Source organism: Geodermatophilus sp. SYSU D00779, from assembly GCF_054050595.1.
This window is the reverse complement of the sequence record NZ_JBJGZQ010000001.1, coordinates 218,292-238,520: the sequence shown is the minus strand read 5'-3', so window position 1 is coordinate 238,520 and position 20,229 is coordinate 218,292. Positions and strand designations below refer to the sequence as shown.

Below are 20,229 nucleotides of genomic sequence, written 5' to 3'. Positions count from 1 at the left end.
CGTCCCCTTCCCCGGGTCAGCCCTGCACGTGCACGTCGAGCACCAGCGGCAGGACGCCGGACGACGGACCCACGTGCAGCCGGAAGGCACCCGCCTCGGTGGCCCACCGGTGGGCGGCTCCGTCCCAGTGCTGGTAGGCGCGCTCCGGCAGCTCCACCGTCACCGCCACCTCCTCCGCCGGGTCGGCCTCTGCCACGGCGAAGCCGGCCAGCCGGCGGACCGGCCGCTCGACCGCGCCGTCCGGCCGGGCGGCGTAGACCTGCACGACCTCCCGTCCCCGCCGGCTGCCGGTGTTGCGCAGCCGCACGGTGACCGCCGAGGTGCCTCCCTCGGCGGACAGGTACTCCCACGTGGTGTAGCCGAGACCGGAGCCGAACCGGCACCGCGGCTCCCGGCCGTCGCGGTCGTGGCCGCGGTGCCGACGAACAGGCCCTCGTCGTAGCGCAGCGTCCCGTCGACCGGTCGCGGGGAGAGCAGGCCCACCTCGTCGGCCGGCCAGGTGACCGGCGGCCGGCCGCCGGGCTCGACGGCCCCGAGGAGGACGTCGGCGAGGGCGTTGCCGCACTCCTGCCCCGGGAACCAGGTCAGCAGCACCGCCGCCACCTCGCCGGCCCACGGCAGCAGCACCGGGGCCGGAGTTGACGACCACCACCGTGCGCGGGTCGGCCTCGGCCACCCGGCGGACCAGCTCGTCCTGCCGGCCCGGCAGCGCGAGCGAGGTGCGGTCGAAGCCCTCGCTCTCCACCTCCTCGGTGGTCCCCACGACGACGACGGCCACGTCGGCGTCCCGGGCCAGCGCCACGGCCTGCTCCAGCTCGGCGTCGTCGTCGGTCTCGCGGGCCATGTTCACCTGGACCGTCACCGACTCCACGGCCGTGCCCTGGACGCCCCCGGCCGCCTCCGGTACGTGTCCGACGACGACCTCGACCTCCTCATCGGCCCGCAGCTCCACGGCCACCGACTCCTGCGGGCGCCGCATCATGCCCTCGACCGCCGACTCCGGCACCTCCCCGGCGCGCACCGCCGCGACGAGGGCGTCCCCCCAGGAGCTCCGCGGACCCGGCATCACCAGGTCCAGCAGCCCGTCCCCGGCCGCGGCGCTCGACGCGGTCGACGTCCCAGGTCGCGGCCAGCGCCGTGGGGGAGGGGACGTTCGCGGAGGAGTCCCGCTCGTCCCAGCGCTCGCCGCGGACGCCGGCCGGACCGTCGGAGACCACCAGGCGGCGCAGCCCGACGGCCGGCTCGGGGGGCGGCGACCAGACGTCCGCGCCGGTCAGCAGGCGCGCCTGCTGCTCGAGGTCCAGCCGCTCGAGCCGCTCGCGCAGGTCGTCGTCGTGCACGGGGGCGTTCCCTCCTCGGCGGGGGCGGGCCACCGCAAGGTCTAGTTCGGTCCGACGGGCGCGGTCAACCGGAGCGCCGTGCGCCGGGCGTCGTCCCTCGGGCAGGGTGGTCCCCGTGAAGCTGCTGCTGCCCGACTCCGTCCCGCTCGACCCCAGGCTGCCCGAGGGGGTCGACGCGGTGCGCTACGACGCCGCGGCCCCGGTGCCCGAGGAGCACCTGGACGCCGAGGCGCTGGTGGTGTGGGGCAACGGCCTGGACGACCTGCGCGCCGTCGCCGGCCGGATGCCGCAGCTGCGCTGGGTGCAGACCCTGGCGGCCGGGCCGGACGTCGTCCTGAACGCGGGTTTCCCCGACGACGTCGTCGTGACCTCCGGCGCGGGCCTGCACGACCGGCCGGTCACCGAGCACGCCCTCGCCCTGGTGCTCGCGCTGCTGCGCCGGCTGCCGGAGGCGATCGCCGCGCAGGCCGGGCACCGCTGGGCCGACGAGCTCGGCGGGCTGCAGCCGCTGCACCCCGACGGCCGGGTGACCACCCTGCTCGGCGCCCGGGTGCTCGTGTGGGGCTTCGGCAACATCGGTCAGCACCTGGCCCCGCTGCTGCAGGCCCTCGGTGCGCAGGTGCGGGGCGTGGGGCGCAGCGCGGGGGAGCGGGCCGGGTTCCCCGTCGTCGCCCAGGACGACCTGGAGGACGAGCTCCGGCAGACCGACGTCCTGGTGATGATCCTGCCCGCCACCGAGGCCACGACCCACGCGCTGGACGCCGCCCGGCTGGCCGCGCTGCCGCGGCACGCCCTCGTCGTGAACGTCGGCCGGGGGACGACGGTCGACGAGCCCGCCCTCGTCGCCGCGCTCACCGAGGCGGGCATCGCCGGCGCCGCGCTGGACGTCACGGAGGTCGAGCCGCTGCCGGCCGACTCCCCGCTGTGGGACGCGCCGAACCTGCTGCTCACCCCGCACGCCGCCGGCGGCCGGCCGGGGGGGGGGGGGGGGGGGGGGGGGGGGGGGGGGGCGGGGGGGGGGGGGGGGGGGGGGGGGGGGGGGGGGGGGGCGGGGGGGGGGGCCGGGGGGCCCCGGGGGGGGGCCCCCCCCCCCCCGCGCCGGGGGGGGGGCCCCGCCCGCGGGCCGGGCCGGGACTCAGCCGGCGTAGTTCACGTGCACGTGGTCCATGTGGTTCGCCGTCGCGCTGCCGCGGTCGGCCATGGCCTTCCACACGCCGTCCGGCGAGGTCAGGATCCGCTGCTGCCAGATGACGTACTCGACGCCGAGCTCGTCCCAGTGGGCGATGTGGTACTCGGCGATGGCGTCGCCGAGGGCGGCGTCGGACGTGACCATGTAGTCCAGCGCGAGGCCGGACGGGTGGCCGTTCGGGTCGGTCGCGCTGGCCCGGGTGCCGCCGATGGTGATCGAGTCGGCGCCGGGCACCTCGCTGACCACCCGGTTCGCCGCGGCCTGCACCTGCGAGGCCACGTCGCCGGCGCTGTTCGTGATGCGCGCGGTGGCCGCGGGAGCCGCAGCGGCCACCGGGGCCGGAGCGGCCGCCGCGGCGAGCGGGACGACCACCGACGCGGGCGCCGCGTTCCCCGCCCAGCCGGCGGCGGGAGCCGGAGCGGCGGCCGCCGGGTCGGCGGTGTGCAGGACCTGCCCCGGGAGGATCACGTTCGGGTCGGCGCCGATGACGTCGACGTTGCGCTGGTACAGGTCGCGCCACGACTGGCCGTGGGCGGCGGCGATCGTCCCGATCGTGTCACCGCGCTCGACGGTGTAGCCGTCCTCGGAGGCGTGGCGACCGTGGGTGTCGGCGTCCTCCGGGCTCGTCGCCGGAGCGGCGCTCGGCGCGGCTCCCGGCGTCTCGGCGGCGGCCGCCGTGGTGCCGTCGGTCAGGCGACCCCCGCAGGTCGGCCAGGCGCCGATGCCCTGGCCGGCGAGGACCTTCTCCGCGATCTCGACCTGCTGGGCGGGGGTCGCCAGGTCAGCGCGGGGTGCGAGCGCCGTGCCGCCGTATGCGGCCCAGGTCGACTGGCTGAACTGGAGCCCGCCGTAGTAGCCGTTCCCGGTGTTGATGCTCCAGTCGCCGCCGGACTCGCACTCGGCCACGCCGGTCCAGTCGTGGGTGGTGGCGGCGAGGGCCTGGGCCGGGGAGCCCAGGACGCTGAACCCGACGACGGTGGCGCCGGCGGCGACGGGCGCCTTGGCGAGGGCCTTCTTGGTGCGGACGTAGCGGGGTGCGCGGTGCTTGGCCATGGTGATCTCCGATCACCGCCGGCGAGGTGAGCTGTCGGGTTCGGGCGATCGGTGCCCGGCCGCGGTCCGCGGCTTCACCCCGAGGCGGTCCTCCGCTCGAGTCGTGCGGCTCGAGTCGTGGCGCGCCGTGGTCGTGGGTCCCCCACCCCTGCCCTGGGATCTGGAGGGCGACCGGTGGGCAGGGTTTGGCGGACCGGCGCCGCGCTCTCTCGTTTGCTGAGCGCACACGAAAAGCTACGTGCAGTCATGTGCATTGTCGTCGTGACGCCGGTCACAAACCGGCTCCGGAACCGGCGCGCCGCAGGTCGGCGCGGCGTGTCGCGCCGGTGTAGCCGTGGTCACCCCTGACCGCTCGCCGCACGGCCTCCCGCCCCGCGGCGAGCGGTCAGGAGGAGGGACGGTGGGCGTCGAGCCAGGCGACGACGTCGGCCAGGACCTCGTCCCTCTCGGGCTCGTTGTGCGGCTCGTGGAACAGCCCCTCGTAGGTCCGGAGCGTGAGATCGGGGGAGCCGGCGTGCGCCCGGACGACCTCGCTGGCGGCCGGCGGCACCAGCCGGTCGGCGGTGCCGTGCAGCACCAGCAGCGGCACGGTCAGCGAGGGCAGCCGCCGGGGCATGGCCAGCGCGGCGGTCATCAGCTCGGCGCCGGTGCGGGCGACCATCCGGCCGTTGTGGTTGAGCGGGTCGGCCCGGTAGTCGCGGACCACCTCGGGATCCCGGCTGACCGCCTCCGCGTCGAGCCGCAGGACGCCGAGGTCGGGCAGGACGCGGGACAGCAGCGGCGCCACGGTCCGCTGGACGGCGTTCGCGGCACTGGTGTCCAGCGCGGCCGCGGAGATGACGGCGCCGGCGACCCGGGCGTCCGGCGTCCCGGTCAGGTACTGCAGCGCGATCAGCCCGCCCAGGCTGTGCCCGTAGACGAACAGCGGGACGCCGGGGTGCTGCTCGCCGGCGGACCGCACCAGCTCGGCCACGCCCTCGACGGCGGCGGCCATGCTGCCGATGTTGCCGCGGCGGCCCGGGGACCGGCCGTGGCCGGGGTGGTCGACGGCGTGGGTGGCGTACCCCGCGGCGGCCAGCCGCTCGGCGACGTGCCGGTACCGGCCGCCGTGCTCGTGCGCGCCGTGCACCAGGACGACCGCGCCGACCGGGTCCTCGACCGTCCAGGCCTGCCGGTACAGCCCCGAGGCCAGCGTGCCCTCGGTGTGGATCGGGGGCGGGGACCCGCCGGGACGGGCAGCAGCCATCGGGAGCCTCCTGTGCGCACGGACTGCGGGCATCCTGCAGGAGCCCTGGACCGGTGCGGCCGGGCGGCCGGTCCTAGGTTGGACACCATGCCGACCACGTCGCCGGGGACCGCGCCCGGGGAGACCGTCAGCGACCTCGGCCTGCCCGCGCGGGCGGTCACCGCACTGGCCCGGGCCGGGATCACCACGACCGCGCAGCTCGCCGGCCTCACCCGGGCCGACCTCCGGGCGGTCAACGGGCTGGGCCCGGGCAGCATCGCGGCGATCCGCCGCGTCGTCCCGGAGCCGCCCGGCCGCACGCCCGGGGGCCAGCGCGAGGAACGGCTCCCTCCCCCGGACACCCACCCGGACGACGAGGAGTCGCCCGCCGCGCCGGCGATCCCGTCGTTCGAGTCGCTGCGCAGCACGCGCCGCCGGACGACGGTGGACCTCATCGTGCCCGCGACGCCGCCCCCGCCCGAGCCTCCGCCGACCGCGCCCCGGCCGCCGGACTACGCCGACCTGTGGCGCCTCGGCGTCCGGGTCGGGCAGGCCGTCGCGACCCTGCCGGTGCGGCTGGCGCTGTGCGCCGTCCGGGAGCCGGTCCGCCGGCTGCGCCGGCTCGCCAGGGGATGAGTCCGCCGCCCGGCGGGGTACCCCGGGGGTCATGGACACCGAGAGCACCCCGCCGCGCGACGACGGCCCGCAGGAGACCGCTCCCCCGCTGCCCGACGACCCCCGCGTCCCGAGGCTCGAGGACGCGGAGTCGACACGGAGCACCGAGCTCGGCGGCGCCGCCCCCGCCGTCGGACCGGAGTCGACGGAGCAGCCGGAGACCGACTGAGGCCGTCACCCCGCGGTGCGGCCCCGGTTCCGCGCTCTGACAAGCTCGCCGCCTGAGCACCCCCACCGTCCAGGAGGACCCGTGCGCGCCGCCCAGATCACCACCCTCGACGGCCCCTCGGCCATCTCGGTCGTCGACGTCCCCGAGCCCGACGCGGACGCGGGTGTGCTGATCGACGTGCACGTCGCCGGGGTGACCTTCCCCGAGGTGCTGCTCAGCCGCGGCCAGTACCAGGTCAAGCCGGAGCTGCCGTTCGTCCCCGGCAGCGAGGTCGCCGGCACGGTGCGCGGCGCGCCGGAGGGGAGCGGCTTCCGGCCCGGTCAGCGGGTGGCGGCCTTCCCCGGTTTCGGCGGGTTCGCCGAGGTGGCCGCGGTCGACCCCGGCCTGGTCTTCCCCCTGCCCGACCGCGTGGGCTTCGAGCAGGGCGCGGCGCTGCCCATGAACTACCTGACCATGCACTTCGCGCTGCGCCGCCGCGGGCAGCTGCGCGAGGGCGAGACGGTGCTGGTGCACGGCGCCGCCGGCGGCCTGGGGACGGCGGGCATCCAGCTGGCCAAGGCCTACGGCGCGCGCGTACTCGCGGTGGTGTCGAGCGAGGGCAAGGGCGAGACCGCGCGGGCCGCCGGCGCCGACGAGGTCGTGCTCGCCGACGGGTTCCGCGACCGGGTCAAGGAGCTCACCGGCGGCCGCGGCGTGGACCTCGTGGCCGACCCGGTGGGCGGGGACCGCTTCACCGACTCGCTGCGCAGCCTGGCGCGGGAGGGCCGGCTGCTGGTCCTCGGTTTCACCGGCGGGGAGATCCCCACGGTCAAGGTGAACCGGCTGCTGCTGAACAACGTCTCGGTCGTCGGCGTCGGCTGGGGCGCGTTCTGGATGGGTGACCCCGGCTACGTGCAGGAGCAGTGGCGCGACCTGCAGCCGCTGCTCGAGCGCGGCGCCCTCGACCCGGTCCTCGGGTCGGTGCACGACCTCGCCGACGCCGCCGCGGCGGTCACCGAGCTCGACGAGCGCCGGGCCACCGGCAAGGTGCTGCTGCGCATCCGCGACTGACGAGCGGCGCGGCCCCGCTGCAGGGTCCCGGCGCGAGCCTGCGGGTGGCGGGGGCAGCGGGGTCCTCCCTCAGGTCGCCGTGCCGCGCCAGCGCAGCACCTCCAGGGCCGCGGCGACGCTGACGACGTTGTCGGCGAGCGGGCGCGGCAGCAGCTCGTCGGCGCGGGCCAGCCGGCGCAGCACCGTGTTGCGGTGCGTGTAGAGCCGCTCGGCGGTGCGCGAGGTGTTGCCCAGCTCGCGGACGTAGGTCCGGACCGCCTGCTGGGTGTCGGCGTCGGCGTGCAGCAGGCCGCCCAGGGTGTCGACGAGGAACTCGTCGGCCTGCGTCGGCTCGGCGGTGAGCAGCGCCACCAGCTGCACGTCCTCGTAGCGGGCCACCTGCTGCGGGCTGGTCAGCCGGGCGACCATGCGCTGGGTGGTGGCGGCGTCGAGGTGGCTGCGGCGGAAGCCGTCGACGTCCCGGCCCGGGCGGCCCACGGCCACCCGGACGTCGGGGTGCGGGGCCAGCTCGTCGGCGAGCTGCCCCGCGTTCGGCGCGGTCGCCACCGGCAGCCAGACCCACAGCGCGGCGGCGCTGGCGACGACGGTGAGCCGGTGCGCGGCCCCGCCGGCCCGGACGACGGCCTCGGCCGCGGCCTCGAGCTGCTCGGAGGCCGTCCCCGACCCGCTCCACACGACGACGGCGGTGTGCGGGCCGGCCAGGCCGTAGCCGAGCTGGGCCTCGGCGCGGGCCCGGCTGATGGGGGCGCCCTCCAGCAGCAGGCTGACCGCGGCCCGGCGCTCGGCGTGCGCACCGCGGGTGAGCTCGTCGCGCTCGGCCCGCATCCGCTCGGAGGTGGCCGCGACGGTGTCCTCGATGAAGGTGGCGATGGACAGCGCGGAGACGTCGAGCAGCTCGCGCAGCTCGGCGGGGTCGGAGGTCAGGTCGAAGCAGATCTCCATCCACCGCCGCCAGGCCACGCCCTGCGCGGCGCGGTAGGCGTCCAGGGCCGACTCGTCCAGGCCCCGCCGCACCAGGTCGCGGGCCGCCTCCAGCGACTCGGGCCCGGTGTTGGGCGGCACCCGGCGTCCCGGGTGCTGCACGTTGGCCGCCGCCCAGTGCAGCAGGTTGGCCAGGCTGACCCGCCGGGTCGCCGCGGCGAGCACCGGGTCCTCGGCGACCGGCCGCATCCGCGGCCCGCCCAGGGAGGCGGCGTGCAGCTCCTCGACCCACGCGTCGTGGGGGTCGAGGGCCACCTCCGCACCCCTCCGGAAGAGCTCCCGCCCCCGAGGGGAGAGCTCCGGCCACCGCCCGCCCGCAGCACTCTGCACCACCGGGCGAGCATCGTGGTGCAGCATGCAGTGGCACAAGTGGTGCGCACCACGGAGAGTCGGACGGGTGACCACCACGCAGACGCCGGTCGAGCACCTCGACGTCCTCGTCGTCGGGGCCGGGATCTCCGGCATCGGGGCCGGCCGGTACCTCACGACCGAGCTGCCGGCGAAGAGCTTCGCCGTCCTCGAGGCCCGCGCGGCCTCCGGTGGCACCTGGGACCTGTTCCGCTACCCCGGCATCCGCTCGGACTCGGACCTGCACACCTTCGGCTACGAGTTCAAGCCGTGGCGGGACGAGCAGTCGATCGCCGACGCGCCGCGGATCCTCGCCTACCTGCGCGAGACGATCACCGAGAACGGCCTGGACGCCCACATCCGGTACCACCACCGGGTGCTGGCGGCCTCGTGGTCGACCGCCGACGCCCGGTGGACCGTCGACGTCGAGCGCACCGACACCGGCGAGCGGCTGCAGCTCTCGGCGGGCTGGCTGTTCTGCGCCGGCGGCTACTACCGCTACGACGAGGGCTTCACGCCCGTCTTCCCCGGCCGGGAGCGCTTCCGCGGCCCGGTCGTCCACCCTCAAGCCTGGCCCGAGGACCTGGACTACGCCGGCAAGCGGGTGCTGGTGATCGGCAGCGGCGCCACCGCGGTCACCCTGGTGCCGGCGATGGCCGGGACGGCCGGGCACGTGACGATGCTGCAGCGCACGCCGTCCTACGTGATGCCAGTGCCCCGCAACGACGCCCTCGCCGACCGGCTGCGCGCCCTGCTGGGTGACGAGCGCGCCTACGCGCTGACCCGGCGCAAGAACATCGCCCGCGGCATCGGCATCTGGAAGTTCTGCCAGAAGTACCCCAGGGCGGCCCGCCGGCTGATCCGCTGGGTGAACACCAAGCAGCTGCCCGAGGGCTATCCGGTCGACGAGCACTTCAACCCGCCGTACGACCCGTGGGACCAGCGGCTGTGCGCCGTCCCCGACGGTGACCTGTTCCGCGCCATCCGCAACGGGACGGCCGACGTCGTCACAGACCGGATCGAGACCTTCACCGAGGACGGCGTGCTGCTGGCCTCCGGCCGGGAGCTCGAGGCCGACGTGATCGTCACCGCGACCGGGCTCAACGTGCAGGCCATCGGCGGCATCTCGCTGACGGTCGACGGCGAGCCGGTGCACCTGCCCGACACGGTGGCCTACAAGGGGATGATGCTCTCCGGCGTCCCCAACTTCGTGCTGGCCATCGGCTACACGAACTCCTCCTGGACGCTGAAGATCGGCCTGCTCTGCGAGCACTTCTGCCGGCTGCTGGCGTACATGGACGCGCACGGGTACGACGTGGCCCGGCCCGAGCCCAGCGACCCGGACATGCCGACCCGGCCGTTGCTCGACTTCGCCGCCGGCTACATCCAGCGCGCGGTCGACCAGCTGCCCCGCCAGGGCGACCGGATGCCCTGGCTGACCTCGATGAGCTACTCGACCGACGTCAAGCTGCTGCGGGCCGACAGCGTCACCGACCCCGAGCTGCACCTGTCCCGCTCCGCCGACCGCGCGGCGGTGACCGCGTGAGCGCCACGGCGCAGGACACCGATCGCTTCGTCGACCTCCCGGCCGGCCCGCGGATCTGCTTCCGGGTCGACGGGCCGGACGACGGGACGCCGCTGCTGCTCATCGCCGGCCTGGGCCTGGACCTCACCTCGTGGCCGCAGCGGATGGTCGACGGCTTCGTCGAGCGGGGCTTCCGCGTCGTCCGCCTCGACAACCGCGACGCCGGCCGGTCCTCGCGGATCGGGGCGCCGCCGCCCGGCCGGCTGCGCCAGCTGCTGGCCCGGCCGCGGCCGGACGCCTACGACCTGGCCGACATGGCCGCCGACGTCGTGGGCCTGCTCGACGCCCTGGGCATCGAGCGGGTGCACCTGGTCGGGATGTCGATGGGCGGGATGATCGCCCAGACCGTCGCGGCGAGGCACCCGGCGCGGGTGCTCAGCCTGACGTCGATCTTCTCGACCACCGGGCACCGGCGGGTGGGCCAGCCGGCCCGCTCGACGCTGCTGCGGCTGGCCAGGAACCCGGCGCGCACGGTCGAGGAGTCCGTCGAGCGGCACGTGGCGATGCTGGCGCACATCGGCTCGACGACCTTCCCGCCGGACGAGGAGGTCGAGCGGGCCTGGGCGACCGCGGTGTGGCACCGCGGCGGCGACTCCGGCTCCGGCGCGCCGGTGGCCCGGCAGATCGGCGCCATCCAGGCCTCCGGCGACCGGACGGCGGAGCTGGCCCGCATCACCGCGCCGACCCTGGTCGTCCACGGCGACCGCGACCCGATGGTGCACCCGACCGGCGGGTGGGCCACCGCCGACGCCGTCCCGGGGGCGCGGCACGTCGAGATCGCCGGCATGGGCCACCACCTGGCGCCCGGCGCCGTCGACCGTCTCGTCGAGCTCACCACCGACCTCGCCCACTCGACCACCGCAGGAGGAATCCGATGAGCAGCGTGCGCGGCAAGGTCGCCGTCGTGACCGGCGCCGGCTCCGGCATCGGCCGGCAGCTGGCCCTCGAGCTGGCCAAGCGCGGCGCGCGCCTGGCGCTGTCCGACGTCGACGAGCTGGGCCTGGGCGAGACCGCCGACCGGGCCGGGGCGCTGGGCGCGGAGGTGCACACCGCCCGGCTCGACGTCCGCGACCGCGCGGCCGTCGAGGCGTACGCGACCGCGGTGGCGGAGCACTTCGGCGTCGTCCACCAGGTCTACAACAACGCCGGTGTCGCGGGCGGCGGTGCGGTGCTCGACACCGACTGGGCCGAGTACGACCGGGTCCTGTCGATCAACCTGTTCGGCGTCATCCACGGCACCAAGGCGTTCCTGCCGCACCTGGTCGCCTCCGGCGACGGGCACGTCGTCAACGTCTCCAGCCTCAACGGGATCATGGGCCAGGGCAGCATGACGGCGTACTGCACCAGCAAGTTCGGCGTCCGCGGCTTCACCGAGAGCCTGCGCGCGGAGCTGCTGGCCGCCGGGCACCCGGTGCAGGTCAGCGTCGTCCACCCCGGCGGGGTGCGGACCAACATCGCCACGGCGGCGTGGGAGCACGCCAAGGCGCAGGGCCGGGAGGTCACCGCGGCCGAGGAGGCCCGCCACCGCGCCTACAACGAGAAGCTGCTGAGGATGCCGCCCGAGCAGGCCGCGCGGATCGTCGTCGACGGGGTGGAGGCCGGCCGGCCGCGCATCCTGGTCGGCAACGACGCCAAGGTCGTCGACCTGCTGGTGCGGCTGGCGCCGCGGCTCTACCCGGTGCTGGTCGCCCGCGCCGAGCGCCGCTTCTCCTGACCGTCCCCGGGGGCGGGGCCGGGACGGTCAGGGACGACCGGCGTCCGGCACGCGGGCGACGTCGGCCCCGCCCCCCGCCGACGGGTACCGGTCGAAGGCGGCGAGGTCGGCGAGCTGGAGGGTCCGGGCGACGTCGCTCGGCGAGACGACGCCCGCGACCCGGCCGTCGTCGAGGACGACCGCGCGGCCGTCGCTGCACCCCTCCATGCGGGGCAGCAGCTCGGTCAGCGGCTCGCCGGGCCGGGCGACCGGGATCTCCGGCGGCGGGCAGGCGACGTCCCGGAGCCGGGTCGTGGCCCGGGCCGCGGGCGGGACCGAGCGCAACCGGTTGAGCGTCACGAGGCCGACGAGTGCGCCGGAGCCGTCGACGAGCGGATAGGTGCTGAAGCGCCGCACCAGGGCCACCTCGTGCAGGAACCGCTCGACGGTCAGGTCGGGGTCGGCGACCAGCGCGGGGCTGCTCATGACCGCGCCGACGGTCAGCCCGCCCAGGCGGCCGGACACGAGCGCGTGCTGCTCCTCGGCGGTCGCCGCGTTCACCACGAACAGCCCGACGAGGGCCAGCCACAGCCCGCCGAACCCCTGGCCGGTGACCAGCTGCAGGAAGCCCAGGGCGATCAGGGCGAAGCCGAAGAACCGGCCCGCCCGGGCCGCGGTCACCGCGGAGGACCAGGCGTCGCCGCGGAGACGCCACAGGAACGCGCGCAGCAGCCGCCCGCCGTCGAGCGGGGCGGCCGGGACCAGGTTGAAGACGGCGAGCACCACGTTGATGCCGGCGAGGTACTCCAGGACGGCGACCGGCAGCCCGTCGGCGCCCGCCAGCCGCGCCGTGACGGCGACGGCGGCGAGGAGGAGGCCGAGGACGAAGCTGGTGAGCGGGCCGACGCCGGCGATGCGGAACTCCGCCCCGGGCGTGCGCGCACCTCCCCTCAGCCGGGCCACGCCCCCCAGCAGCCACAGGGTGATGCCCTCGACCTCGACCCCGTTGCGGCGGGCCACCAGGGCGTGGGCCAGCTCGTGCGCCAGCAGCGAGGCGAGGAAGGCGACGGCGGCGGCCACCGCGGCAACGACGTACGCGGCGGCACCGCGGCCGGGCAGCACCAGGGGGAACCGGCCGAACGCCAGTCCCCCGGCGATGATCAGGACGATCACCAGGACGCTGGCGTTCACGCCGACGCGGATGCCGGCGATCCGGCCCAGGCTGAAGGTCTCCCTCACGTTGCCCTCCTCGGTGACGGTGCCGGTGGGAGGTCCATGCGGACCCGGTGCCCTCGCCACGGGGCGGTGACACGCGGACGAGCCCCGTGACAGGCTCCGACCGTCGTGATCTCGACCCCGTCCGACGACCCCCACGAACGAGGAGGACCGATGGCCTTCCGCGGCATGATGGCGCGCCTGGGCTCCGGCGGCGCCGGCGTCGAGACCGTGCTCGACCGGCCGGAGACGACCCCGGGCGGCGCTGTCACCGGCACCGTGCACGTCACCGGGGGCAAGGTGCCGCAGGACGTCACGGAGGTGCGCGTCGCGCTGCAGGCCACCGTGGAGGTGGAGAGCGGCGACTCCTCGTGGCGCGAGGAGGTCACCTTCGGCACCGCCGCCATCGCCGGGGCCGGGCGGCTGGAGCCGGGCCAGCAGTACCAGGTCCCGTTCAGCCTGCCGGTGCCGTGGCAGTGCCCGATCACGGCGATCGACGGCTGGCACCTGCGCGGCATGCGCGTCGGCCTGCGCACCCGGGTCGACATCGCCGGCTCGGTCGACCCCGGCGACCTCGATCCGGTGACCGTGCTGCCGCTGCCCGTGCAGCGCACCGTGCTGCACGCGCTCGACGGTCTCGGCTTCGCCTTCCGCGGCGCCGACGTGGAGAAGGGCCACGTCCGCGGCAGCGAGCTGCCCTTCTACCAGGAGGTCGAGTTCAGCCCGCCGCCGGGCCTCCGAGGCCGGGTGAACGAGCTGGAGGTCACCTTCCTCGCCGACCCGCAGGGCGTGGACGTCGTCCTGGAGGTCGACCGGCGGGGCGGGCTGCTCAGCGAGGGCCGGGACGTCGGCGGCCGGCTGCGGTTGAGCCACTCCGACACCGACGTCCGCGCCGTGGCCGCACACCTCGACGCCGCCGTCCGTCAGCTGGGCGCCCGCCGCGGCTGGTTCTGACCCCGGCGTCGGGACCGCGCGGTGTCGGGGGCTGCACCGCTGGGCGGTGCCGCGGGCACGGCCCGCTGCGTGCTGACCGCCGAGCCGGTGGATCGGGACGGCCACGCCTCGGTCGCCGCGCCGGCACCGTCCTCCGGTACGGACGGGGGCACCGCGCCGCCGGCCGCCCCCTCCTGAGGTGCCGCCGGGGACATGACGGTTCGGTAACACAACCGGCCGGGGTGGAGGTGTGGGCGGCGCGTCCGGGCAGGAGTTAGGGCGCGGGGGCTCCTCGGTCGCCGAGGTGCTCGCGCCCGCGCCCTGAGCCCGCTCCGCACCGATCGACGTCCCACTCAGCGCTGAGCAGGAGGTCCCGTGAACGCGCTTCTCCCCACCCGCCGCCGGCTGGCCGCCGCCGCCGGAGCAGTCCTGGTGCTGACCGGCTGCGGGAACGCCGAGCCGGACGAGACGCTGTCGGACGACCCCGCCGAGGTCGAGGGCGGCGCCGTCGGCCCCGACGTCCGGCTCGACGACGACGTCGGCCTGCAGCAGGTGCAGCTGGAGTACCCGCTGGACGGCGCGTACGAGGCCGGCGAGGACGCACGGCTGTTCATGGCGGTCACCAACACCGGCGAGGAGCCGGTGACGCTGACCGACATCAGCGGGCCGGACTTCGGCGGGGTGCGGGTCGAGACCGCCGAGGGCCAGGGGCTGCCGCTGACCGTGGACGCCGACGACACCCTCTACGTGGGAGCCGAGGGACCACCCGACGTGACGCTGCTGGACCTGGGGCGGGAGCTGCGCTCGTCACAGTCGATCCCCGTCACCTTCACCTTCGGCGAGGCCGGCGAGGTGACCGTCGACGTGCCGGTGTCCGCCGAGGGCCAGAACCCGGCGCCGCCGTTCGACTTCCCGGACGACGACCCCGACCAGGACCCGACCGAGGACGGCACCAGCACCTCGTCGCCCACCACCTGAGCCGCTCGGCTCCCGCCGGGCGCACGTCACTGCCGCAGCGAGGGCCCGACCCGGCCACCGGTTCGGGGTCTCGCTGCAGCGTGCGGCCTGGTGCGTCTCGTTGCCGCCCCGCGCTGACCCCCATCCGACTGCGGACGGCCTCGCGTCGGCAGCGGCCTCGCTCACAGGGACGGCCCTCAGTAGGGCGGTGGTTCGGTGACGGCGGTGAGGCCGGTGGGGGTGGTGACGGTGAGGGTGCCCTCGGCGGCGAGGGTGTGGGTCCAGCCCGGTGCCTGGTGCTTGCCGCGGTGGTCGCCGGTGCAGTAGCCGACCAGGTTGGCCGCGGCGGTCTCACCCCTCTCGGCGTGGGGCCGGTGGTGGTCCAGCTCGCCGGCGGCGGGCACCCGGCGGCGGCAGCCGGGAAACCGGCAGCGCCGATCCCGGGCGCGGACGTGGCGGTCCAGCGCCGCACCCGGCCGGTAGCCGGCGGTCGGGTCCGGTACGCGCAGGCCGGGCCGGCCGCTCAGGTCGTGACCGCAAGCCTCGGGCCGGCGGCAGGCGGGCCTGCAGCAGCTGCCGGTGCGGCGGAGTGCGGGCAGGTCGGTCAGGGTCAGCAGCGCGCCGCTGACCGCGTCGGTGAGCGCGATCCGGGGCCGGTCGGCCAGCCCGCCACCGGCGGTGCGGTCCAGCAGGGCGGCCAGCTGCGCGCGCTGGGCGTCCGCGGCGGCGGCCAGCGCGCCCAGCGCGCCGGCGGCGGCGTCCACCCGCCCGGCGGCACTCGCCTGCCAGGCGGCCTCGTCATCGGCGTCGGCCCGGGCCGCGGTGCGCACGCTGCGGGCGGCATGGCCCAGTGCCATCCGGGCGGCGTGCACCGCCGCACCGGCGTCCGCCACCGCCCGATCCGCGGTCGCCCACCAACCGCTCGGTGCTCGATCACTGTCCGGCAGTGACGCGGGACTACCCGGTGCCCGGTCGGCACCCGCTGGGGCCTCGGCGCCCGGCGGTGCGTCGGTGTCCGGTGACGGCGCCGGGTCGGTGCCCGGCGGTGGCGCGGTGCCCGGCGCTGTGGCGGGCAGCGGGTCCGGGCCCCAGTCGGTTCGTCGGGCAGTTCGCCGGCGAGCAGGCGGCGCTCCATCTCATCCCACCAGGCGGCCAGCTCGGCCTGCTCGGCCTCCTGCCACGCCACCGCCAGCCCCGGCGCGGGCGCACCGTCGACCGGGTCGACACCGGCGAAGGCGTGGGCCAGCCGGCGGGCCATCTCCGCCGGCAGCAGCTCCCCGTCCAGCTCCGCCGGCGCGTCCCCACCCAGCAGGGTGGCCACCGAGGCCACCAGCGTCAGCAGCACCCGCACCGGCGGCAGCTCGGACTCACCGGGGCGCAGCACCAGCTCCAGCAGTGCATCGACCATCTTCTGCCCGCGGGTCCGCACCGGCGCACCGGGCTCGTCCACGATCGCGTCGGCGCACTGCACCAGCGCGGCGTGGAACGCCCGGGCCTCGGGCAGCGAGCAGTACACGCTCACCGCCGCCATGCCCTCGACCCGGTCCGGGCGCACCGACACCCCGCGCTCCCGCAGCGCCCGGGCCAGCCGGCGCCCGGCCGCCGCGGCATCCCGCTGCGCCACCAGCCGGCGGGCCTTGTCGCCCAGCTGCGCCGGAGAGGTCACCCGGTGCCGGCCGGCCAGCCAGGCCAGCAGCTCGGCCTCCACCTCGGCGCGCAGCCGGTCGTCGGCGATCGGGGCGACGTGCTCGATCAGGTGCCACAGATGCCCGGCGTGCAGCACCCCGGACTCCAGCGCCGCCAGCGTCGCGGGCAGCCGGTGCACCAGCGTCACCGACCGCTCCAGCTCCCGCGCCGCGCCCGGCTGGGTCAGGTTGAGTGCGATCGCCAGCTCCGGGGTGGCCCACTCCGACACCGACCGCAGCACCTCCGGCCGGGCCGCCCACCGCTCGGCCGACATCGCCCCGCGCTCCCCCTGGGCCCGGTCCGCCGACGCCGGCCGGGACGTGGCGAACTCCGCGACCGCCCGCGCCTTGAGCGCCGTCTGCCGGGAGATCTCCCGGTCCGCGGCCTGCACCGCCCCCAACGGCCCGGTCGCCCACCCCACGACAGGCGCAGCAGCCCGACCCAGCGTGCCGGTCGGCGTCCCGTCGTCCACGCGCTCGATCATACGTTCGAGCAGAGGTCAGCACAAGACAAACTCGCAGGTCAGGGACCTGGACGTGGAGAACGTGGGACTACAGCCGGGTGCTTCCAGGAGGCCGCAGGACCAGACGGCCGACCCGACGACCAGAGCGCGGGACGACTTGGCACGCCGACCGACCTCCCGAGGACCACCCAGCGCGCCGCCCACCGGCCGGCGACCCGGCGTGCGCCGACGGTGACGCACGTCTCGGCAGGCAGCGGGAAGCTCTCCGCATATCGTTGCGTAATACAACCTGTAGCGGCGGCCGCGGGAAGCGCCGACCGCCTCCCTGGTACCTGCGCACGGCCGGCGGCCGTCATCCGCGAAGGACACTGCATGAGCACCACACACCGGGCCACGAGGCCGGTCGCCGTCGAGTCCGCCATGACGCGCCGCGAGACGCTCGAGGCACTCAGCGGCCTGCTGATGGCCCTCTTCGTCGGCCTGCTCAGCACCACGATCGTCGCGAACGCACTGCCGACGATCACCGCCAAGCTCGGGGGCACCCAGTCGCAGTACACCTGGGTCGTCACCGCGGCCCTGCTGGCGGCCACGGCGTCGACGCCCATCTGGGGCAAGCTCGCCGACCTCTACAGCAAGAAGCTGCTGGTCCAGCTCGCGATCGTCATCTTCGTCATCGGCTCCGCGCTCTGCGGCCTCACCCAGTCGATGGGGATGCTCATCGGGTTCCGGGTGCTCCAGGGCATCGGGATGGGCGGCCTGCAGTCCCTGGTCCAGGTCGTCATCGGGGCGATGATCCCGCCGCGGGAACGGGGCACGTACTCCGGCTACCTGGGCGCGGTCATGGCCGTGGCCACCGTGGGCGGCCCGCTGCTCGGCGGCGTCATCGTCGACACCTCGTGGCTCGGCTGGCGCTGGACCTTCTACGCCTGCGTGCCGCTGGCCCTCATCGCCCTGGTGCTGCTGCAGAAGACGCTGCACCTGCCGACCGCGCGCCGGACGGTGAGCATCGACTGGCTGGGTGCCACGCTCGTCACCGCCGCCGTCAGCGACCTGCTCATCTGGGTCACCTTCGCCGGCAACGAGTTCGACTGGGTCTCCTGGCAGTCGGCGGTCATGGCCGGGGGCGGCCTCGTCGCCCTGCTGCTCACCGTGCTCGTCGAGAGCCGGGTGCGGGAGCCGATCATCCCGCTGCCCATCGTGCGGGACCGGACCACCGCGCTGGCGATCATCGCCTCGATCGCGGTCGGCGTCGGGATGTTCGGCGCCTCGGTCTTCTTCGGTCAGTACTTCCAGATCGCCCGCGGCTGGTCGCCGACCAAGGCCGGGCTGGCGACGATCCCGATGATCGGCGCGCTGCTGGTCTCCTCCACGGTCTCCGGCCAACTCGTCACCCGGTTCGGGAAGTGGAAGGTCTACCTGCTCGCCGGCACGATCCTGCTGGTCGCCGGCATGGGCCTGCTCGGCACGATCGACCACGAGACCGACTACGCGGTCATGGCCGCCTACATGGCGCTGCTCGGCCTCGGCGTCGGCATGACCATGCAGAACCTGGTCCTGGCGGTGCAGAACACCGTCGACCTGCGCGACATCGGCGCCGCGACCTCCGTGGTCACCTTCTTCCGCTCGATGGGCGGCGCCGCCGGCGTCTCGGTCCTGGGCTCGATCGCCGCCAACCGGGTCAGCGACCGGGTGGCCGAGGGCCTGGTGGCGATGGGCCTGCCCGCGCCGCAGGGTGGCGGCTCGGAGTCCCTGGACCTGGCCGGGCTCCCCGCCCCGGTGCAGGCCCTGGTCCGGGCCGTCTACGGCGACGTCATCGGCGACGTGTTCGTCTTCGCGGCGGTCATCTCCGCGGTCGCCGTGCTCGCCGTCCTGTTCATCACGGAGGTGCCGCTCCGCCGCAGCAACACCGCCGGCGAGGCCGCTCCCGCGGCCGCCGCTCCGGCCGCCGCCGCGCAGGCCCCTCGCGCGCCGCGGACGCAGCCCGTCCCCCTGGCCGCCGCCGCGAGCACGAACGGCGCGGCGCCCAGCCTCAACGGCAACGGGCACGCCGCGGACGGGCGGGTCGTGCTGGGCCGCGTGCTGCGCGGCGACGGCCGGCCGCTGGCCGGCGCGTCGGTCACCCTGGCCGACGTCACCGGGCGCCAGGTCGACCGCGCCAGCACCGGCGACGACGGCGGCTACCGCCTGCGGCCGGCCAGCGGCGGCACCTACCTGCTCATCGCCGCCGCGCCGCAGCTGGCCCCGAACGCCGCCATGGTCGCCGTGGCCGACTCCGCCGTGCACCGGGACGTCGTCCTGGCCGGCAGCGGCGAGGTCCGCGGCACCGTGTGCGGGGCGACCGGCGGGCCGCTGCCCGGGGCGCTGGTCACCCTGACCGACGTCCAGGGCGAGGTGGTGGCCAGCACCACGACCGCCACCGACGGGACGTTCGCGCTCGGCGAGCTGCTGGCCGGGGTCTACACCCTGACCGCGCAGGCGCCGGGACACCAGCCGGTCGCCGGCACCGTCGACCTGCCCGACGGCGGCACCGTCGTCCGGGACCTCGTCCTCGTCGGCGGCGCCCGGCTCAGCGGCACCGTCCGCGCCGCCAGCGACCGGCGCCCGCTGCCGGAGGCGACGGTCACCCTGCTCGACGAGGCGGGCACCGTGCTGGCCACGACCCGCACCGGAGGGGACGGCGGCTACGCCTTCGCCGACCTGCTGCCCGGCGACTACACGGTCACCGCGAGCGGCTTCGCCCCCGTCGCCGAGGCGCTGCGGCTGCCCGCCGGGGCCGAGGTGGCGCACGACATGACGCTGGGAGCGCTGCGGTGAGCGCCGGTCGGCTGGACGTCCGGGACGCCGTCACCGGGACCGTCCTCGGCCGGGACGGCGAGCCGCTGGAGGCGGCCACGGTGACGCTCGTGGACGGCACCGGCCGGCAGCTCGGCCGCGCCGCCGTGGACGCCGCGGGCCGCTTCGCCGTCCCGGTCCCCACCCCGGGGACGGCGACGGTCGTCGTGGCCGCCCCCGGCTGCGTCCCGGTCGCGCGCACCGTGGCCACCGGACCGGCCGGCACCGACCTCGGGCTGCTCGTGCTCAGCCGCCCCGGCGACTCCGGCACCCCGCGGCCCGGCCGGTGGGTGATCGACCCGGCGCACTCCACGATCGAGGTCACCGCCCGGCACCTGGCCCTCTCGACCGTGCACGGTCGCTTCCGCGACTTCTCCGGCGAGATCGTGGTGGCCGAGCCGCTCGAGGGGTCGCGGTGCGAGGCGGTGATCGACGCGGCCAGCATCGACACCGCCAACGACCAGCGCGACGCGCACCTGCGCTCGGCGGACTTCCTCGACGTCGAGCGCTTCCCCGAGATCCGCTACACCTCCACCGCGGTCGAACCCGCGGGCCCGGGCCGCTGGACCGTGCGCGGCCGGCTGGACCTCGCCGGCACCGCCCGCGACGTGCCGCTGGAGCTGCGCTACGGCGGCACCCGCCCCGATCCGTGGGGCGGCGTCCGGGCGGGCTTCACGGCCACCGCCCGGCTCGACCGCGAGGACTTCCGGATGAACTGGAACCAGGCCGTCGAGCTGGGTCTCTCCCTCGTCGGCACGCACCTGCTCGTCGAGCTCGAGATCCAGGCCGTGCTGGCCGACTGACCGCTCACCCCACCACGCCCGAGGAGGCTGAC

Annotated in this window: 16 protein-coding genes, 2 pseudogenes and 1 riboswitch; of the genes and pseudogenes, 11 read left to right on the top strand and 7 right to left on the bottom strand. The window is 76.2% G+C overall.

What is annotated here, in order from left to right; all coding sequences use genetic code 11:
* Positions 1–16: 16 nt before the first annotated feature.
* Both ACI79G_RS01095 and ACI79G_RS01090 read right to left on the bottom strand, forming a co-directional pair.
* On the bottom strand, positions 17–265 hold the full coding sequence (locus tag ACI79G_RS01095) for a fibronectin type III-like domain-contianing protein (RefSeq protein ID WP_456878926.1): 249 nt from the start codon (positions 263–265) through the stop codon (positions 17–19).
* A pseudogene (locus tag ACI79G_RS01090) lies at positions 160–844 on the bottom strand (glycoside hydrolase family 3 protein). The gene ACI79G_RS01095 and the pseudogene ACI79G_RS01090 overlap by 106 nt, the downstream one beginning before the upstream one ends.
* Positions 845–1,623: 779 nt before the next feature.
* Between ACI79G_RS01090 and ACI79G_RS01085 the strand changes: the two are divergent.
* Positions 1,624–2,292 (top strand): annotated as a pseudogene (locus tag ACI79G_RS01085) (NAD(P)-dependent oxidoreductase); the annotation flags it as partial.
* A gap of 183 nt (positions 2,293–2,475) precedes the next feature.
* Here the strand turns inward: ACI79G_RS01085 and ACI79G_RS01080 are convergent.
* Positions 2,476–3,582 (bottom strand): LysM peptidoglycan-binding domain-containing protein, encoded by a 1,107-nt coding sequence (locus ACI79G_RS01080; protein ID WP_456878924.1) that lies wholly within the window; start codon positions 3,580–3,582, stop codon positions 2,476–2,478.
* A 1-nt stretch (position 3,583) separates the two neighbouring features.
* A riboswitch (cyclic di-AMP (ydaO/yuaA leader) is annotated at positions 3,584–3,703 on the bottom strand.
* Between the two features lie 264 nt (positions 3,704–3,967).
* The gene (locus ACI79G_RS01075; RefSeq protein WP_456878922.1) at positions 3,968–4,828 is read right to left on the bottom strand and encodes an alpha/beta hydrolase; all 861 of its coding nucleotides are present in this window, start codon (positions 4,826–4,828) and stop codon (positions 3,968–3,970) included.
* Between the two features lie 87 nt (positions 4,829–4,915).
* On the opposite strand from ACI79G_RS01075, the gene ACI79G_RS01070 reads away from it, so the two are divergent.
* The 3 genes from ACI79G_RS01070 (at position 4,916) to ACI79G_RS01060 (ending at position 6,701) form a co-directional block, all read left to right on the top strand.
* Complete coding sequence (locus ACI79G_RS01070) at positions 4,916–5,443, top strand: DNA-directed RNA polymerase subunit alpha C-terminal domain-containing protein (protein ID WP_456878921.1); 528 nt, start codon at positions 4,916–4,918, stop codon at positions 5,441–5,443.
* 31 nt (positions 5,444–5,474) lie between these two features.
* Positions 5,475–5,651 (top strand): hypothetical protein, encoded by a 177-nt coding sequence (locus ACI79G_RS01065; protein WP_456878919.1) that lies wholly within the window; start codon positions 5,475–5,477, stop codon positions 5,649–5,651.
* Positions 5,652–5,732: 81 nt separating this feature from the next.
* Entirely contained in the window at positions 5,733–6,701 is a 969-nt protein-coding gene (locus ACI79G_RS01060; protein WP_456878917.1) for an NADPH:quinone oxidoreductase family protein, read from the top strand.
* Positions 6,702–6,770: 69 nt separating this feature from the next.
* On the opposite strand, the gene ACI79G_RS01055 is transcribed toward ACI79G_RS01060, so the two are convergent.
* Positions 6,771–7,937: a PucR family transcriptional regulator gene (locus ACI79G_RS01055; RefSeq protein WP_456878915.1), complete on the bottom strand. Its 1,167-nt coding sequence runs from the start codon at positions 7,935–7,937 to the stop codon at positions 6,771–6,773.
* A gap of 142 nt (positions 7,938–8,079) precedes the next feature.
* On the opposite strand from ACI79G_RS01055, the gene ACI79G_RS01050 reads away from it, so the two are divergent.
* From ACI79G_RS01050 to ACI79G_RS01040, 3 genes are read left to right on the top strand one after another with little or no spacing between them, the layout of a single operon-like run.
* A complete protein-coding gene (locus ACI79G_RS01050; RefSeq protein ID WP_456878914.1) occupies positions 8,080–9,576 on the top strand; it encodes a flavin-containing monooxygenase in 1,497 nt (498 codons plus the stop codon).
* Positions 9,573–10,493, top strand: a complete 921-nt coding sequence (locus tag ACI79G_RS01045) for an alpha/beta fold hydrolase (protein ID WP_456878912.1) — start codon at positions 9,573–9,575, stop codon at positions 10,491–10,493. Before ACI79G_RS01050 ends, ACI79G_RS01045 begins: the two co-directional genes overlap by 4 nt.
* Positions 10,490–11,329, top strand: a complete 840-nt coding sequence (locus ACI79G_RS01040) for an SDR family NAD(P)-dependent oxidoreductase (protein WP_456878910.1) — start codon at positions 10,490–10,492, stop codon at positions 11,327–11,329. The genes ACI79G_RS01045 and ACI79G_RS01040 overlap by 4 nt, the downstream gene beginning before the upstream one ends.
* A gap of 27 nt (positions 11,330–11,356) precedes the next feature.
* On the opposite strand, the gene ACI79G_RS01035 is transcribed toward ACI79G_RS01040, so the two are convergent.
* On the bottom strand, positions 11,357–12,547 hold the full coding sequence (locus ACI79G_RS01035; protein WP_456878908.1) for a site-2 protease family protein: 1,191 nt from the start codon (positions 12,545–12,547) through the stop codon (positions 11,357–11,359).
* Positions 12,548–12,697: 150 nt separating this feature from the next.
* On the opposite strand from ACI79G_RS01035, the gene ACI79G_RS01030 reads away from it, so the two are divergent.
* A complete protein-coding gene (locus tag ACI79G_RS01030; RefSeq protein WP_456878906.1) occupies positions 12,698–13,477 on the top strand; it encodes a sporulation protein in 780 nt (259 codons plus the stop codon).
* A 354-nt stretch (positions 13,478–13,831) separates the two neighbouring features.
* A complete protein-coding gene (locus tag ACI79G_RS01025; RefSeq protein ID WP_456878905.1) occupies positions 13,832–14,434 on the top strand; it encodes a hypothetical protein in 603 nt (200 codons plus the stop codon).
* Positions 14,435–15,023: 589 nt separating this feature from the next.
* Here the strand turns inward: ACI79G_RS01025 and ACI79G_RS01020 are convergent.
* A complete protein-coding gene (locus tag ACI79G_RS01020) occupies positions 15,024–16,571 on the bottom strand; it encodes a DUF222 domain-containing protein (protein WP_456878904.1) in 1,548 nt (515 codons plus the stop codon).
* 363 nt (positions 16,572–16,934) lie between these two features.
* Here ACI79G_RS01020 and ACI79G_RS01015 point away from each other — a divergent pair, with 363 nt between their 5' ends.
* Both ACI79G_RS01015 and ACI79G_RS01010 read left to right on the top strand, forming a co-directional pair.
* Complete coding sequence (locus ACI79G_RS01015; protein WP_456878903.1) at positions 16,935–19,376, top strand: MFS transporter; 2,442 nt, start codon at positions 16,935–16,937, stop codon at positions 19,374–19,376.
* Positions 19,373–20,197 (top strand): YceI family protein, encoded by an 825-nt coding sequence (locus ACI79G_RS01010; RefSeq protein WP_456878901.1) that lies wholly within the window; start codon positions 19,373–19,375, stop codon positions 20,195–20,197. The genes ACI79G_RS01015 and ACI79G_RS01010 overlap by 4 nt, the downstream gene beginning before the upstream one ends.
* The last annotated feature ends 32 nt before the right edge of the window (positions 20,198–20,229 follow it).